At 60.7% G+C, this 14,973-nt stretch carries 12 protein-coding genes and 1 pseudogene; 8 read left to right on the forward strand and 5 right to left on the reverse strand.

All coding sequences use genetic code 11. The features are described from left to right. The first annotated feature begins 88 nt into the window (after positions 1 to 88). From OKC40_RS12665 to OKC40_RS12675, 3 genes are all read left to right on the forward strand, one after another. Positions 89 to 1,711, forward strand: coding sequence for a methyl-accepting chemotaxis protein (locus OKC40_RS12665; RefSeq protein ID WP_270795398.1), 1,623 nt, complete (start codon positions 89 to 91; stop codon positions 1,709 to 1,711). 175 nt (positions 1,712 to 1,886) lie between these two features. After that, entirely contained in the window at positions 1,887 to 2,417 is a 531-nt protein-coding gene (locus OKC40_RS12670) for a DUF1523 family protein (RefSeq protein ID WP_005344342.1), read from the forward strand. Further along, positions 2,414 to 2,710 carry a winged helix-turn-helix domain-containing protein gene (locus OKC40_RS12675; RefSeq protein ID WP_139472933.1) on the forward strand — a complete coding sequence of 99 codons (297 nt, stop codon included), beginning with the start codon at positions 2,414 to 2,416 and terminating at the stop codon, positions 2,708 to 2,710. Before OKC40_RS12670 ends, OKC40_RS12675 begins: the two co-directional genes overlap by 4 nt. Positions 2,711 to 2,808: 98 nt before the next feature. Here the strand turns inward: OKC40_RS12675 and OKC40_RS12680 are convergent, their stop codons facing one another. Together OKC40_RS12680 and rihA are read right to left on the reverse strand one after the other, a co-directional pair. Next, positions 2,809 to 3,276 (reverse strand): hypothetical protein, encoded by a 468-nt coding sequence (locus OKC40_RS12680; RefSeq protein WP_270795400.1) that lies wholly within the window; start codon positions 3,274 to 3,276, stop codon positions 2,809 to 2,811. A 33-nt stretch (positions 3,277 to 3,309) separates the two neighbouring features. Continuing rightward, positions 3,310 to 4,245 (reverse strand): pyrimidine-specific ribonucleoside hydrolase RihA, encoded by a 936-nt coding sequence (gene rihA / locus OKC40_RS12685; RefSeq protein WP_270795401.1) that lies wholly within the window; start codon positions 4,243 to 4,245, stop codon positions 3,310 to 3,312. 221 nt (positions 4,246 to 4,466) lie between these two features. Here rihA and OKC40_RS12690 point away from each other — a divergent pair, with 221 nt between their 5' ends. Then, positions 4,467 to 5,195: an RluA family pseudouridine synthase gene (locus OKC40_RS12690; protein ID WP_270795405.1), complete on the forward strand. Its 729-nt coding sequence runs from the start codon at positions 4,467 to 4,469 to the stop codon at positions 5,193 to 5,195. Positions 5,196 to 5,359: 164 nt separating this feature from the next. Here OKC40_RS12690 and udp read toward each other — a convergent pair whose 3' ends face one another. Next, positions 5,360 to 6,115: a uridine phosphorylase gene (gene udp / locus OKC40_RS12695; RefSeq protein WP_042018691.1), complete on the reverse strand. Its 756-nt coding sequence runs from the start codon at positions 6,113 to 6,115 to the stop codon at positions 5,360 to 5,362. A 381-nt stretch (positions 6,116 to 6,496) separates the two neighbouring features. On the opposite strand from udp, the gene yiaY reads away from it, so the two are divergent. From yiaY to OKC40_RS12710, 3 genes and pseudogenes are all read left to right on the forward strand, one after another. Then, positions 6,497 to 7,648, forward strand: coding sequence for an L-threonine dehydrogenase (gene yiaY / locus OKC40_RS12700; RefSeq protein WP_270795406.1), 1,152 nt, complete (start codon positions 6,497 to 6,499; stop codon positions 7,646 to 7,648). 136 nt (positions 7,649 to 7,784) lie between these two features. Next, positions 7,785 to 8,123, forward strand: a complete 339-nt coding sequence (bamE, locus tag OKC40_RS12705) for an outer membrane protein assembly factor BamE (RefSeq protein ID WP_005337980.1) — start codon at positions 7,785 to 7,787, stop codon at positions 8,121 to 8,123. A 184-nt stretch (positions 8,124 to 8,307) separates the two neighbouring features. Then, positions 8,308 to 8,937, forward strand: a pseudogene (locus tag OKC40_RS12710) (NAD(P)H-binding protein). A gap of 146 nt (positions 8,938 to 9,083) precedes the next feature. On the opposite strand, the gene OKC40_RS12715 reads toward OKC40_RS12710, so the two are convergent. Together OKC40_RS12715 and OKC40_RS12720 are read right to left on the reverse strand one after the other, a co-directional pair. After that, the gene (locus OKC40_RS12715; RefSeq protein ID WP_270795408.1) at positions 9,084 to 10,778 is read right to left on the reverse strand and encodes a pyridoxal phosphate-dependent decarboxylase family protein; all 1,695 of its coding nucleotides are present in this window, start codon (positions 10,776 to 10,778) and stop codon (positions 9,084 to 9,086) included. A 222-nt stretch (positions 10,779 to 11,000) separates the two neighbouring features. After that, complete coding sequence (locus OKC40_RS12720; RefSeq protein WP_270795410.1) at positions 11,001 to 12,017, reverse strand: lipoate--protein ligase A; 1,017 nt, start codon at positions 12,015 to 12,017, stop codon at positions 11,001 to 11,003. 428 nt (positions 12,018 to 12,445) lie between these two features. Here OKC40_RS12720 and OKC40_RS12725 point away from each other — a divergent pair, with 428 nt between their 5' ends. Beyond that, entirely contained in the window at positions 12,446 to 14,908 is a 2,463-nt protein-coding gene (locus OKC40_RS12725; RefSeq protein WP_270795412.1) for a diguanylate cyclase domain-containing protein, read from the forward strand. Positions 14,909 to 14,973 lie beyond the last annotated feature (65 nt).

The following is a 14,973-nucleotide window of genomic DNA, read 5'->3' on the forward strand; positions in this document are numbered from 1 at the left end:
GAAGGGTACCACCAATCAGCAGTTGGCCACCTCTCGCCATTCATCCATGAGTGTCGCACTTATTATCTGAATTCCCGTAGAACTATTTATGTCATTGAATAATCTATCAATAAGAGTCCAAATCCTGATACCGCTGCTGTTGGCCAGCCTGCTGATGTTGGTGATGATCGCCATCAGTAAACAGGGGCTGGACGAAGCCATCCGTGACATAGATGAGACGACCCAGAGCGTGGTCCAGAACAAGGACGACATTGCCAAACTGATCCACGCCACCTACCGGCTGCGCACCAGCGCCATCTATGGCCTCTACGATGCCAAGCTGTTTGCCGCGCTGCCGGCGAACCTCAACAGCGCCGAGCAGGAGATCAACAGCATCCTAGCTCGTCTGGTGATCCCCGGTGCCGAGCAGGATAACCGTCAGGTCGCTGCCGCCCTGCAGGCCTACCTGGGCCATACTCGCGGCAACATGCTGCCGCTGCTGGCGCAAAAACATCAGGGTGGCGGCGATCCGGTCGCCTACGAGGCGGCCCGCCTCCATTTCCGCGAGCTGGGTGAACAGCTGATCAAGCAGATCGACAGCATGTCTGCCCACATCAACCAGCTGACCCAGCAAGAGCTGGCCGAAGAGCAGGCCCACTATGACGCTACCGTGCTGCGTACCCTGCTGCTCACCGCCGGCACCCTGCTGGCGGCGCTGATCTGCGGCTGGGTGCTCTCCGGTCGTATCGTCAGCCCCATCGCCCAGTTGCAGGAAGTGATGCACGCGGTGGCGCAAGGGCGCTTCAACGTCCGTGCCAAGGCGGAGGGCAACAACGAGCTGACCCGTCTGGCCAAAGATATCAACCTCACCCTGACCCAGCTCGGCAGCACCATAGAGAGCCTGACCGGCATCAGCAACAGCGTCGCCTCCGCCGCCACCGAACTGGCTGCCGTGATGACCCAGTCCGAGGCCAATGCAAGGCAGCAGCACAGCGAGATTGAACAGGTTGCCTCCGCCGTGACCGAGCTATCCAGCACCGCTGACAACGTCAACCACAACGCCGCCATCGCCGATGAGCTGGCGCGGGATGCTAATGGCCGGGTCGAACAGGGGCTCGCGCTCTTTACCGAAAGCATCGCTGCCAACAGCCGGATGGCGGGCAGTCTGGAAGATGCCGCCGCCATCGTGGCCCAGCTCAAATCCCAGTCCGAGCAGATCGGCAAGGTGATTGAAGTGATCCAGGGGATCTCCGAGCAGACCAACCTGCTGGCGCTCAATGCCGCCATCGAAGCGGCCCGTGCCGGTGAAACGGGGCGTGGTTTTGCGGTGGTGGCCGATGAGGTGAGAATGCTGGCCGCCCGCACCCAGGACTCCACCAAGGAGATCCAGACCATCATCGAGCGGCTGCAGAGCCAGTCCCAGTCCGCCAACAACGGCGTGCAGGAGACGCTGGAGATCCTCAGCCATAACCAGCGCCTCTCGGCTCAGGTGCAGGATCTGCTAAGTGGCATTACCGGTGCCGTGCGCCAGATCAACGACGCCAACGCCCAGGTCGCCACCGCCGCCGAGGAGCAGTCCTGCGTCACCGCCGACATCAACCGCAACATCACCAATATTCACGAGATCGTGAGCCAGAGCTCCGCTGGTATCAGCCAGAGCGCCACTGCCAGCAACGAACTCTCGCAGCTCGCCGAGCAGCAGCGCAAGCAGCTTTCCCGATTCCAGCTGTAAGCACAGGAAGTGAACAAGACAAAAAGGCCCGCGAGGGCCTTTTTGATTCACGGGGCAATCCGTTTGTCCCTGTTTTAAACGCTATTTTTTGGCCGTTGGTGCCATAAGGGGCTGGGCTGCCCAGTCAAATATCGGTATGGTAGAGGCACGTTATTCCCCCTCACGTGAGCACACCATGAGCCTGAGATTCAAGAAACCCGCTTTTATCGCCCTGGGGCTCATCGCCCTCATTTCCGCCGCCTGGCTCGACTACTATCTGCCGGAGCACACCATCGCCACCATCACCGGAGTCGAGGTAAAGCGCACCGACAAGGATGGCCCCATCAGCCAGAAGAACCCGGCTGACGGCCCCACCACCGACGTCTACTACATCTATACCGAGCGTCCCGGCGAGAAGATCCGGGTGTTCCGCAATGAAGATACTGAGTGGGGCTGGCCCTTCTACTTCAAGTTCAACGCCGCCGACGTGCAGGCCAAGGCCAAATCGATGGAGTTCGAGAAGCGTCTGGCCATCATTACCTCCTACGGCTGGCGCATCAACATGTTCTCCATGTTCCCCAACGTCACCAAGATTGAGAGCACCGAACCCGATGCCTCCACCTGGAGCTTCTTCCGCTGGTTCTGGTTCGGCCTCTGGGCACTGGTGATGGGCAAAGCGGCCATTGCGACCTGGCGCTACTTCGATCGTCTTGAGGACGAGATATGAGTGAGCCGAGTAAAACCCGCACCAGCTTCTACCGGCGGCTCTACGTGGCCTGGCTGATCAGCCAGGGCACGGATACAGTGCCCGCCATCATGGAAGCGACCGGTATGCCGCGCCGCACTGCGCAAGATACCCTGAGCGCGCTGGCCGAACTCGATATCAGCTGCGCCTTCGAGCAGACCGAGGGGGCTCGCCACCTGCAGGGGCACTACCGTATCAGCGACTGGGGTCCCATCAATCCTGACTGGATTGCAGCCCAACTGCCTCTTATCAAAGAGACGCTGAGTTACCCCTGATCCGGAAGCCTGCCAGCAATAAAATAGAGGGGCCAGCCGACAAGGCTGGCCCCTCTATTTCCAGGCCGATTTCCAGGCCGATGGTGTGGCAGGTCGCCCTACTCGGGCATGGCCGAATCTTCCAGTTCTTCTTCCGACTCCCCTCTGGTGCAATCGATGATGGATCGCTTGGGGTTGTTGGGATCGCGCAGCAGCAGGGGCGCCAACCCCTCGTCATGCTTCTGCTCGTCACTAAACTCGCTGCCGTAGGCGTTGTGAGTCAAGCGGCGGGCGTTGGCGATGGGGGTATCGACAAAGAGAGCGTGCACTTCAAAGCTTGCGGCAGGCACGATAAAGCCGACCACCGGCAGGCCGTGCAGCTCCTCGTGCACCTTGTACCAGGCAAAGCCGTCGCTCACCTTGTCGGGGGTGTAGTTGGCCAGCTGTAGATTGGCGGCTCTGCCCGTCTCATCCACATAGATATCGGTAAACTCGCAGGTCGCCAGCCCCTGCCACATCCGCTCAAATGGCGTCGCACAACCTGTCAGTTGCAACCCGGCCAGCAGCACCACCCCTCTCTTCCACATTCCCCGCCCCTTCTTGCAAAAATGAACCGGTGCTCAGCCAAATGCCCGCAGCCGCGTCACCAACAGATCGATAAAGCCCGGACGATCCAGCCCCAGCAGCACCAGCGCATTGGCTGGCTTGCCGGTCAGACCATAACGATCCACCACCGTCATGCCGCAAGTATGGGTGCCGCCAGTCTCGATATCGACCCGGCACTCGACCCCGTGGAACAGCTCGGGAGCCAGCAACCAGGCAATGGTACAGGGGTCGTGCAGCGGTGCACCAGCAAATCCCCACTTGGGATCCCGGTGGTAGATCATGAAAAAGTCGAGCAGCCCGGCCACGCACTGGGCCACCGGATTGCTGATGGCGCGCACCCGCTCGATATCCTCGTCCATCACCTGCGCCTCATGAGTCACATCGAGGCCACACATGGTGATGGGAATACCCGACTTGAACACCATATCGGCCGCTTGTGGGTCGACATAAATATTGAATTCCGCCGCCGGGGTCCAGTTGCCCGCCCCTGCGGCGCCCCCCATCAATACGATGCGTGCAATCTTGGGTTTGAGCTCGGGATGAGCCGCCAGCAACAGGGCGATATTGGTGAGCGGCCCGGTCGGCACCAGAGTCACCGGCTCCGGGCTCTCGCGCAGGCACCTGGCCATCAATTCAATCCCCGTCATCGCCTGCGGCGCAAAGGCAGGATCCGGCAGTGTGGGGCCATCGAGGCCCGATTCGCCGTGAACGTTGTCGGCGATAATCAGCTCGCGGGCCAGTGGTTTCGGCGCCCCCGCCGCCACAGGAATATCGTCCCGCCCCAGCAAGGTGAGGATGCGCAGGGCATTGTTGAGGGTCTTGTCCGGCGTCTGGTTGCCCGCGCTGGTGGTGACCGCCAGCACCTCAAGTTCAGGGCTGGCCAGCGCCAGAATGAGGGCAATGGCGTCGTCGTGGCCGGGATCACAATCGAGAATAACGGGCAGTGCCATGGAAAGGGTCCTTACAACATAACAGGGAGCCATACCTTAACAAGCAAGCTTCGGATGAACTCGGGAAGGGGTCACAAAACGGGGCCTTGTGGGTGACCCAGGCGGTTTACACGGCACACCGCCTCGCTCAAAGCAGCTCATTATCAAGAGGTTGCATGGCGCATCCCGTTCATTTTCCGAGGCAGCGCACCGCCCATTCGCCCGGCCGCGCCGGTTCGGGTATGATCGCCCCCCTTTTCCAGCCCGTGCGTCCTATGTCTGTTATCGTCGACACCTTTATCGCCCCACCCTGCAGTGCCGCCATCGAGATCCTGTTTGAGGATGATCATCTGCTGCTGATCAACAAGCCGAGCGGCCTGCTGAGCCTGTCGGGAAAGAACCCGCAGAACCTCGACTCGGTGCATTATCGACTGGTACAGGATTACCCCGGCTGTACCCTGGTGCACCGCCTCGACTTCGGCACCTCAGGCATCATGGTGGTGGCCAAAAACAGGGCCATCAATGCCCTGCTGTGCCAGCAGTTCAGCCAGCGGGTAGTGAGCAAGGCCTACAGCGCTCTGCTGTGCGGCCATCTGGCTGACGATGAGGGGGTGATCGATGCCCCCATCGCCAAGGATCCGGCGATTTTCCCGCTGATGAAGATCTGCGCCGCCAGCGGCAAACCCGCCCGCTCCCGCTATCGGGTGATTGAGCGGCTGGCGCAGCAGATGCAGGGTCAGGCTGTGCCACTGACCCGGGTAAGGCTGGTACCGGAGACCGGCCGCACCCATCAACTACGGATCCACTGCCAGCTGCTGGGCCACCCCATTCTCGGCTGCGATCTCTACGGCGGTCTGCTGTCACCTGACTGCGAACAAGCACCGCGGCTGATGTTGCATGCCAGCGAGCTGGATTTTGCACATCCGGTGAGCGGCGAGCCGATGCAGATCCGCTGTGCCGCGCCTTTTTAGGAGCAATCAGTAGAGGCCGTCAGTAGATGGCAATAGACGCGAGTGCGGCGGGAATAGAGAAAGGCGTGACGCGAGAAGACGGGAGAAGAAAAGGGACAAACGGCGGATAAAGATAGGGGCCGCGCTTTCGCAACGGCCCCCACCCCCCACTCTTTGTGGTGCTATCAGATCAGCTTGCGGGCAGCGCCCAGTACGATCTTGATGGCATCAGATTCGGTCTTCGCCATGGTTTCGGCGTTCGGGATTTCCTGCTGGGTACGGTTGACGATAACGCCAGCTACCATACCGGCACGCAGGCCCTGGCTGGTGCACATGGTCAGCAGGGTGGCAGATTCCATCTCATAGTTCAGCACGCCCATGGCTTGCCACTCTTTCATGGAACCCTGGAAACGGCTCACTACGCGGCCGGATACGGTGTCGTAACGCTCCTGACCCGGGTAGAAGGTATCGGAAGAGGCAGTCACACCGATGTGCAGCTTGGAGCCCATCTCTTTGGCAGTGTTGACCAGCGCGGTGGTGCAGTCGAAGTCGGCAACCGCCGGGAACTCCATCGGTGCAAAGTGCAGGCTGGCACCGTCGAGGCGCACGGAACCGGTAGTGACGATCACGTCACCCACGTTCAGGTGCGGCTGGATGGCGCCGGTGGTGCCGATACGCAGGAAGGTGTTGATACCCAGCTGGGCCAGCTCTTCTACCGCGATGGAGGTGGACGGGCCACCGATACCGGTAGAGCAGATGATCACGGCCTTGCCGTCCATCTCGCCGCGCCAGGAAGTGAATTCACGATGGCTGGCCAGGTGCACCGGGTTATCCAGCATCTCTGCGATGCGCTTGACGCGCTCGGGGTCACCGGGGACGATCGCCAGGGTGGCGCCTTGCAGATCCGCTTTCTTCAAACCCAAGTGAAATACATCAGACATAGTGGACTCCTGGTTGCCCCCTGCCAGCATGGTCAGGGCGCAAGTTAAGATGATTCTTTATGATACTTTCAAGCCTTTACCCCCTCTTCGGGGAGGCGCCAACTATGGTCGAAAGCGCTTTCCAATTCCTTGAAGCGCCTCACACTTCCACGCATTGACAGTCACAAAGATCGCGCAAAACGTTTGCTAACCCAATGAAATAATTGACAAACGTTTTTCTGAAAAAGGGTCTCGAACAGGGAAAGTCAAGCCCGGTTCAGCGCTTAATTAACGACTCGTGATCGACCCCGTAAAGTTGTAAACAAGATGCTTTTGTATCCCTTTCGAGATGATAGCCTAGCGGCCAACTACCACTTAATGGCTAACTACAGGAAGTCCATCATGGCTACATTCAAGTTCTATATTCCCGCAATCAACCTGATGGGTGCCGGCTGTCTGCAAGAGGCCGCCGCCGATATCAAGGGTTACGGCTATCGCAAGGCACTGATCGTCACCGACAAGATCCTCAACCAGATTGGCGTGGTCGCCAAGCTCACCACCCTGCTGGCTGAACATGGCATTGAGAGCGTGGTTTTCGATGAAACCAAGCCGAACCCCACCATGACCAACGTCGAAGCGGGTCTGACCATGATCAAGGCCAACGGCTGCGACTGCGTCATTTCGCTCGGTGGTGGCTCACCCCATGACTGCGCCAAGGGTATCGCGCTGGTCGCCGCCAACGGTGGCAACATCAAGGATTACGAAGGGGTGGATCGCTCCGCCAAGCCGCAACTGCCGCTCATCGCCATCAACACCACCGCCGGTACCGCCTCCGAGATGACCCGCTTCTGCATCATCACCGACGAAGCGCGCCAGGTGAAAATGGCCATCATCGACAAGCACGTTACCCCGCTGATGTCGGTCAACGACCCCGAGCTGATGCTGGCCAAGCCAGCCGGTCTGACCGCCGCCACCGGCATGGATGCCCTGACCCACGCCATCGAGGCTTATGTCTCCACCATCGCCACCCCGGTGACCGATGCCAGCGCCGTGATGGCCATCGAACTGATTGCCAAGCACCTGCGCACCGCCGTCAACCAGGGCGATGATCTGCACGCCCGCGAGCAGATGGCCTATGCCCAGTTCCTGGCCGGCATGGCCTTCAACAACGCAAGCCTCGGTTACGTTCACGCCATGGCGCACCAGCTGGGCGGTTTCTACGACCTGCCCCACGGTGTCTGCAACGCCGTGCTGCTGCCCCACGTTCAGGCTTACAACGCCCAGGTGAGCGCGGCTCGTCTGAAGGATGTCGCCCGCTACATGGGTGTGGACGTGAGCGCCATGAACGACGAGCAGGGCGCCGCCGCTGCCATTGCCGCCATCAAGCAGCTGGCGCTGGATGTGAAGATCCCGGCCGGTCTGGAGCAACTCGGCGTCAAGGCCGATGACTTCGATACCCTGGCCAGCAACGCCCTGAAAGATGCCTGCGGCTTCACCAACCCGAAACAGGCCAGCCACGACGAGATCGTCGCCATATTCCGCGCAGCCATGTAATCGCTGCCTGATTGCCAGAAAGGGTCGCAGTGCGACCCTTTTTATTGGCTGATGGATCAATGGCTTTTTACTTCCGTGGAGGGAGTCGGTATGATTTGCCGAGCCAAAAAGACTGTATGGATGATCTGAACTCGATATGCGGATGAAACACCTGATTGCCGCGGCTTTGACCGCCCTCACCCTCTCCGGTTGCAGCCTGGTCTATCGCATTGATATTCCCCAGGGCAACTATGTGGAACAAAAACAGGTCGACAAACTGCGCCAGGGGATGACCCGCGAGCAGGTCAGCTATGTGCTGGGGACCCCCATGCTGCGCGACGGCTTTGACCCCAACACCTGGTACTACCTCTATGAATTCCAGCCGGGCCACGGCGACAAGGAGCGTAAAGAGCTCACCGTCACCTTCGCCAATGACAGGCTGACCACAGTGACGGGTGACTTCCCGCTGCCAGCAGCCTTCAATACCCCGCTCTGATATCTCGCAAAACCGGCCTCGCGCCGGTTTTGTTTTATCCACCCCCCGCGCTATGTATCCTGACCGTTATCCTGCCAGGCAACACTGAGTCATTTCCCCCCATTGCAGCTGCCCGCAAATTGCCTGATGCTGATGAGCAGCCACCATGGCATCAACACCATCGAATGACACAGGGAGAATCCCCATGAGCCGGATCCTGATTGCCGGAGCCAGCGGCCTGATCGGTCGCGAACTGGTGCAGCAACTGCCTGCCGAACATGAACTGACCCTGCTCTGTCGCAAGCCGGGCAAGGAGGCACACCACTGGCTGCCGGTCAATTTTGATTAGCTGGCCAGCGTCACCCTCTCCCGCCCGGTGGATATTGCCTTTTGTGCGCTCGGCACCACCCGCAAGGAGGCGGGCTCTGCCGAGGCGTTTCGCCGGGTCGATCTCGACTATGTGCTCGCCTTTGCCGAACTGGCCCGCCGCCACGGTTGCCAGCGGCTGATCGTGGTCTCGAGCATGGGAGCAAACGCATCGTCTCCGGCTCTCTATCCGCGTACCAAGGGGGAGATGGAGCAGGCCCTGCTGGCCCAATCCTGGCCACGGCTCGCCATCGTGCGCCCCGCCATGTTGCTGGGGGATCGCCAACCGCCGCGCCGCTCGGAGCAGATCTTTCAGGCCATCTATCCGCTGTTTCGGCCGCTGCTGGTGGGCAGGCTCGCCCGTTGGCGCGCCATCGAGGCCCAGCAGGTGGCCCGCGCCATGATCGCCCTCTCGCAACTGCCCGCCGGGTGCGAGATTGTCGAAAATGAGCAACTGCTGACCCTCTGAGCCCGGCCTTTTCCACCGCTTTCGCATACCGTCGTTAAAACAGAAGGGCAAGCCAACCGGCTTGCCCTTCGTTTCTCTGTTGGCGTGATACACCCCAACCACCTCTTGCCACTATTGACTGCCGTCGCTGGTCAGGACGAGCGCCATCAACCACGAATATGGTCGATAAAGGCGTCGATCTGCTCGCGAGTGCAGGCCGGATTCATAAAGACCGCCTTCTCCCCGGCGATGTAGGAGTATTTGCCGCGGGCGTCGTAGTCTGAGTGGGCCACCGCCTCCACCCAGTTGGTGTAGAGCCCCACCTTGCCGCGCCCCTTGAACAGGCTGCGGTGGTAGTCGGTGTTGCGCTGCAAACGGGCCTTGTAGGCGGGATCGCTGGAGCGGGCCAGCTCGAAGGCGAACTCGGCCTCCGGATCGCTCACCCACTCGGGGTTGTAGATCTTGAAGCCGACGCTCGGCCCCTGATTCTCCTGCGCCACCAGCTTGACGTTGCCGAGCTGGCTTAACCGGAAGCGGAAGTAGTTGGCATTTTGCAGGCAGTGGGCCAGCACGGTGCGATACCCCTCGACCCCCATGTAGTTGAGCGCCGCATAGGCACCGAACAGGCCGCTTGCGCCACGGGAGCACTCGATGGTGGATTGCAGGTGGGTCTGGCCCTGAATGTCCCGCTCAAAATAGGAGAAGTTCTCCGGGTCATTCTCCATCGCCTTGAGATCATCCTGCTCCTTGATCATCACCAGACTGGAGGTGTAGGGCACATAGCCCCACTTCTGGAAGTCGACAGTGAACGAATCGGCATATTTGAGCTCGGCAAAGCGCGCCACGTTGCGCTCGATCCCCGCCAGGGTGGCGCTGTTGATGGCGAGCGGGTTGGTGGCAAAGTCGTAATCGAGGAAGAAGATCATCGACCAGCCGATGGCCGCATCGACGTGGATATGGGGCTTGACCGTCACCTCGAACTGCTCGCAGAGGCGATTGCGCAGCTCGAACACGGGTTTCACCTGATCCACCCCGAAGGTGTCGGTGGTGCCCATGGTGAGCATGATGGTGGGTACCACGTGCTTCAGGGCGAAGCAGGCGGTCAGGGTGCGCTCGAGGTGGTCAAGATCGATGTCATTGTTCTCGCCGACCTGAATGCGGATGGTCTTGTTCTCGATATCGACCCCAAGCAGGGAGAGGTTGGTGATATTGGAGTAGTGACCGCCCTGGGAGTTGATAATGCGGTAATCCTGATAGTGGCCGAGCCCCTTGTGCTTGGCCTCCGGCAGGCTTTTGCGAATGCCGAGCAGGTAGCCATAGAGGTTACAGAAGGTGCCCCCCTGGGTGAAGATGCCGGTGGCACGCTCGGGATCATAACCCGCCAGCAGCGCTATCTGGCGCACCACCTTCTTCTCCAGCTCCTCGGCCACCCCGGCATATTCGGAGTAGACCAGATTGGGGTTGGCCAGAATGCCCAGCTGGGCGCCGTAGATGGCGGGATCCGCCGACATGGTGATGACGTTCTCGACGCTGGAGGGGTTCTCCCAATCCTTCGACAGGGCGGCGGCAAACAGCAGCTCGGCCATCGGCTCGCCCGGGGTGCGCATGGTGGCGGGCACCGGCATGGTCTCGCAGAGATCGGCAAGGCGGGCGCGGCCATCTGGCCAGGCGTTCAGACGGGCATCCGGGGCCAGGCCACGGGCCCGAAATTCATTGAGGGTGGCAAAGCCGGGTTCGCGAAAAACCGGCCAGAGATCGGGATTGCGCGAGAAAAAGTTGGCTTTTACGGCTGCAAACCGGTTTGAGAACTCGGGGTGGACGGCGTTGACGCTTTCGTCTTTCAGATAAACTAAGTCACTCATTTTTATACCATTAGTACAGCAAATGTGCGGCCGTTATACCCCTGTGCCAGCGGGGCCGACAGCGACAATATCTAATGGCCTACCCTACTTTTTGTCATGTATCAGCCATGACAAGGGCTGGCAAAAAGGCGCCTTTGGGGCGCCTCTTTGCATTTCGTGATCTCGTTCACATGTTGGCTGACATAGTCCTTACTACCAGACGGCCATCAGCCAGCGTCCCCCTCAACGCAGGGAGGCCAACAGCCACTGGGCAAACTCCATCAGCTCGCTCTGCTGCTGCGGAAAAGCTGCCAGCCAGGGCTGCAGGCGCGCGGCGACCGCCTCCGACCGATAGTCGCAACCCGCCAGCTCGGCCGCCAGCAGATCGAACGGGGCGGGTTCCAGGGTATCGCTGAACAGCTGCGCCCGGGTGATAACCCCCTTCTCCACATCAAAGTGCAGCTCCACGCCGCCCCAGCCAAAGCGCTCCTCCAGCAGATGGCTGAACGCCGGGGCATGGCCATAGTTCCACTCCCAGCTGCGCTGGCGGGCGAAGGGCTCGGCAAAGCCCGGCAGATCCGGCATCTGCGCCGGGGAGATATGCTCGGGTTCGACCCGCGCACCGTAGTGGTGGAAAAACGCCTCGGTAAGCGCCTCGCTCACCTGCTGATGGTCGATCCCCGGCAGCAGTTCGCACAGATTGGCCACCCGGCTGCGCACCGAGCTGATCCCCTTGGCGGCCAGCTTCTTGGGGTCGGGATTGAGGTAGTTGGCGAGGCGACCAAGATCGGCATCCAGCAGCAGGGTGCCGTGGTGGAAACCGCGATCCAGGGTCTCCCGATAGGCTGACCCCGATACCTTGCGCTCCCCGTCCGGGGTGGCCACCAACAGATCGTTGCGACCGGAGGCAAAGGCCTCGATCCCCAACCGCTTGAGCCCGCCCAGCACGATGGCGGTGGAGATGCTCTTGTCATACTCCGGCTTGCCCGCCATGAAGGTGAAGCAGCTGTTGCCAAGGTCGTGGAACACGGCGCCACCACCACTGCTGCGGCGCGCCAGGGTCACGCCATCCTCTTCTATGCGGCGGGTATTGCACTCCTTCCACGGGTTCTGGGCCCGGCCGATCACCACGGTATTGGCGTTGCGCCAGAGGAACAGCACCCGCTGGCCGGGGTCCATCTGGCGGAAGATGCACTCCTCGACAGCCAGATTGAACAGGGGATCGTGAGAGTCGGAGATAAGAAGACGCAAGCGGGACATAACAGGACCTTATCCGGAACAGGGGGCAACATGATAACACTGACGGGGCCACCACTGACCCGTTTCACCTTAACCGGCGCGCAGCAGCATGCATACATTGGCTTCACACCCGACCGTCCCATAAAAGTATCTTTTGATATAACGACACAACTTGACGTGAAACCACGAAAAAAATGCAGTCAAACCACAAAGACAACGATAAAAACGGGAAAAAATGGCTAGAATGCGACCACTTTAATTGGCCATATGGCTCTCTTCTTCGTCACATAACTCGCCAAAAAACAGTATGCGCATATCGAGTGTGATGAATGACACAAAAATGACTTTTAATGTCTCGGACACCCCATTGCAAACGCCTTCACCCCCCTTGCAGGTTACAACGAATTGCTTGAATCTAGCTTAGACACCGCCTCCCGAGAGAACGCTGTATGACGGAGAACACCGACCCCCGCCAGCGCCCCAGCTGTTTCCTGCCGATGCTGGTCAGTATGGTCATCGCCACCCTGATCTCTCCCCCCTTGCGGGCCGAGGAGCAGGTCATCGTGCAACTGCCCTGGCAACATCAATTCCAGTTTGCCGGTTACTACGCGGCCATCGCCAAGGGCTTCTATCAGGATGCCGGTCTGCGGGTCACCCTGCGCGAGGCGAACGACCGGACCGATGTGGTCAGCGAGGTGATCTCGGGAAAGGCCCATTTTGGCATCAGCGGCAGTGACCTGCTGCTGGACCGGGCCGCTGGCCGACCAGTGGTGGTGCTCGCCGCCCTGCTGCAACACTCGCCACTGGTGCTGCTGACGCTGGAGCGGCCCGATATCCGCAACCCGGCGGATCTGGCCAACAAGCGGCTGATGCTGGAGCCTGGCTCCAACGAGCTGTTGACCTATCTGACCCGGCATAACGAGCGCCGTGACTGGGTCACCGTTCCCTATGAGAGAGGACTGCAGGCACTGCTGGCGGGCGAGGTGGATGCCATCAGCGCCTACAGCTCCACCGAACCCTTCTATCTGCAGCAAAAAGGGATCCCCTATCGGGTCTTCAGACCGCGTACCGTCGGCTTCGATTTCTACGGTGACAACCTGTTTACCTCCGAGCGGGAGCTGATCACCCGACAGGATCGGGTATACGCCTTCCAGCAGGCCAGCCTCAAGGGGTGGCGCTATGCGATGGACAACCCCGAAGAGATGATCAACCTGATCATGGATCAGTACCCGAGCGGCGCGGGTCGTGAACAGCTGGCGTTCGAGGCCCGCGAAACCAGAGCGCTGATGCAGCCGGATCTTGTCGAACCGGGTTACATGCAGCAGGAGCGCTGGTTGCAGATCGCCAAAACCTATCTGGAGGCAGGCATGCTCCAGGTGCTGCCCAACCTCGACCACTTTATCTACGACCCGGCGCAAGAGCGGCTGCGCCAGCAGCGCAAGCTGCTCGACAAGAGCGTGGCGGTGGCCATGCTCGTCACCTTTACCCTGATGACTCTGCTCGGCATCTTCTTGCACCTCTATCTGCGGCTGCGTCAGGAGGCGCGGGATCGCCAGCGGCTGACCCGTGAACTGGCCCAGAGCGAACAGCACTACCGCTTCGTGGCGGAGAACAGCGCCGATGTGATCTGGACCATGGATGCCACCAGCTTGCGCTTTCGCTATGTCAGTCCGGCCATCGCCGCCCTGAGCGGCTACGAGGCTCCCGAGCTGTTCGCCATGCCACTCAAGCAACTGCTGCCAGATGCCTCGCGGCAACTGCTGCGCGAGGAGATCTCCGCCACCCTCACCGCCTGGCAACAGGGGGAACACGACCAGACCCGCCGGGTCATCCGCACCCAGTTGCGTCACAAGCATGGCCATCTGGTGGCGACCGAGACCATCACCACGCTCCATGGCAGTGGCGCGGCCCAACCCGAGGCGATCCTGGGCGTCACAAGGGATATCACCGAGCGGGCGGCGCGGGAGGCCATGATGCACCGCCTCGCCTTTTACGACCCCCTCACCGGCCTGCCCAATCGCCGCCTGCTGCAACAACGGCTCAAGGAGCTGCTGGAGCAGGAGGCGCCCCGTCCGCTGGCGCTGATGTTTATCGATCTCGATCACTTCAAGCCGATCAACGACACCTTCGGCCATGAGACCGGGGATATCCTGCTCAATCTGGTGGCCGAACGAATGCGTCACTGTGTGCGGGAGCAGGATCTGGTGGCGCGGCTGGGGGGCGATGAGTTCGTCATCTTGCTGCCCGATACCGGCGATGAAGTGCTGGCGGTGGCCGACAAGCTGCACCGCCAGTTGCGCGATCCGTTCCAGCTGGAGGGGCAGGAGCTGCTTATCTCCAGCAGTATCGGGCTGGCGCTCTATCCGGAGCACGGAGAGGATGCCAAGACCCTGATGCACCAGGCCGATCAGGCGATGTATCAGGCGAAGCATCGCGGCCGTGGCCGGGTCTGCCTCTTTAGCGCAGGGCTTGATCCGGAGCAGGGAGCCCTGCTGTGGCAGCCCGGCCACGAGTGCGGTCACCCGCGCATCGATGCCGAACATCGCCAGCTGTTCGTGCTGACCAACCGGCTGCTTGAACGGGTCAAGGATCAACACGAACACCCGGCCCCGTTTCTGGAGAGTCTGGAGAGCCTGTTCGAGATGGCCCGTCACCACTTCGCCTTTGAAGAGCAGATGCTGGCGGAGATCGACTATCGGGAGCTCGCCAGCCACCGTCAGGATCACCAACGCCTGCTCAACAAGGCAGGTCAGCTGCTGCACGCCGCCAAAGCGGGGACGCTGGGCAACGACGAGCTGCTCAACTTCATCATTCAGGAGCTGGTGGTCGGCCACATGAGTCAGGCGGATCGCCGCTACTTCCCCCTGTTCAGATCTGAGCGCAACCTGCCGGTCGCGGAGGTGGTCGCCTAGTTCCCCCCTGTTCAGATCCGAGCGCAGCGTGCCGATCGCAGAAGGGATCGCCTAGTCCCCCCTGT

This window comes from Aeromonas sp. QDB11, from assembly GCF_027705265.1.
In the GTDB taxonomy this organism is placed as follows: Bacteria; Pseudomonadota; Gammaproteobacteria; order Enterobacterales; family Aeromonadaceae; genus Aeromonas; species Aeromonas allosaccharophila.

What these genes read in the sequence shown, in the direction of transcription:
- OKC40_RS12665 (WP_270795398.1), top strand. Translation starts at nt 89, where the DNA reads ATGTCATTGAATAATCTATCAATAAGAGTCCAAATCCTGATACCGCTG.
- OKC40_RS12670 (WP_005344342.1), top strand. Translation starts at nt 1,887, where the DNA reads ATGAGCCTGAGATTCAAGAAACCCGCTTTTATCGCCCTGGGGCTCATC.
- OKC40_RS12675 (WP_139472933.1), top strand. Translation starts at nt 2,414, where the DNA reads ATGAGTGAGCCGAGTAAAACCCGCACCAGCTTCTACCGGCGGCTCTAC.
- OKC40_RS12680 (WP_270795400.1), bottom strand. Translation starts at nt 3,276, where the DNA reads ATGTGGAAGAGAGGGGTGGTGCTGCTGGCCGGGTTGCAACTGACAGGT.
- rihA (WP_270795401.1), bottom strand. Translation starts at nt 4,245, where the DNA reads ATGGCACTGCCCGTTATTCTCGATTGTGATCCCGGCCACGACGACGCC.
- OKC40_RS12690 (WP_270795405.1), top strand. Translation starts at nt 4,467, where the DNA reads ATGATCGCCCCCCTTTTCCAGCCCGTGCGTCCTATGTCTGTTATCGTC.
- udp (WP_042018691.1), bottom strand. Translation starts at nt 6,115, where the DNA reads ATGTCTGATGTATTTCACTTGGGTTTGAAGAAAGCGGATCTGCAAGGC.
- yiaY (WP_270795406.1), top strand. Translation starts at nt 6,497, where the DNA reads ATGGCTACATTCAAGTTCTATATTCCCGCAATCAACCTGATGGGTGCC.
- bamE (WP_005337980.1), top strand. Translation starts at nt 7,785, where the DNA reads ATGCGGATGAAACACCTGATTGCCGCGGCTTTGACCGCCCTCACCCTC.
- OKC40_RS12715 (WP_270795408.1), bottom strand. Translation starts at nt 10,778, where the DNA reads ATGAGTGACTTAGTTTATCTGAAAGACGAAAGCGTCAACGCCGTCCAC.
- OKC40_RS12720 (WP_270795410.1), bottom strand. Translation starts at nt 12,017, where the DNA reads ATGTCCCGCTTGCGTCTTCTTATCTCCGACTCTCACGATCCCCTGTTC.
- OKC40_RS12725 (WP_270795412.1), top strand. Translation starts at nt 12,446, where the DNA reads ATGACGGAGAACACCGACCCCCGCCAGCGCCCCAGCTGTTTCCTGCCG.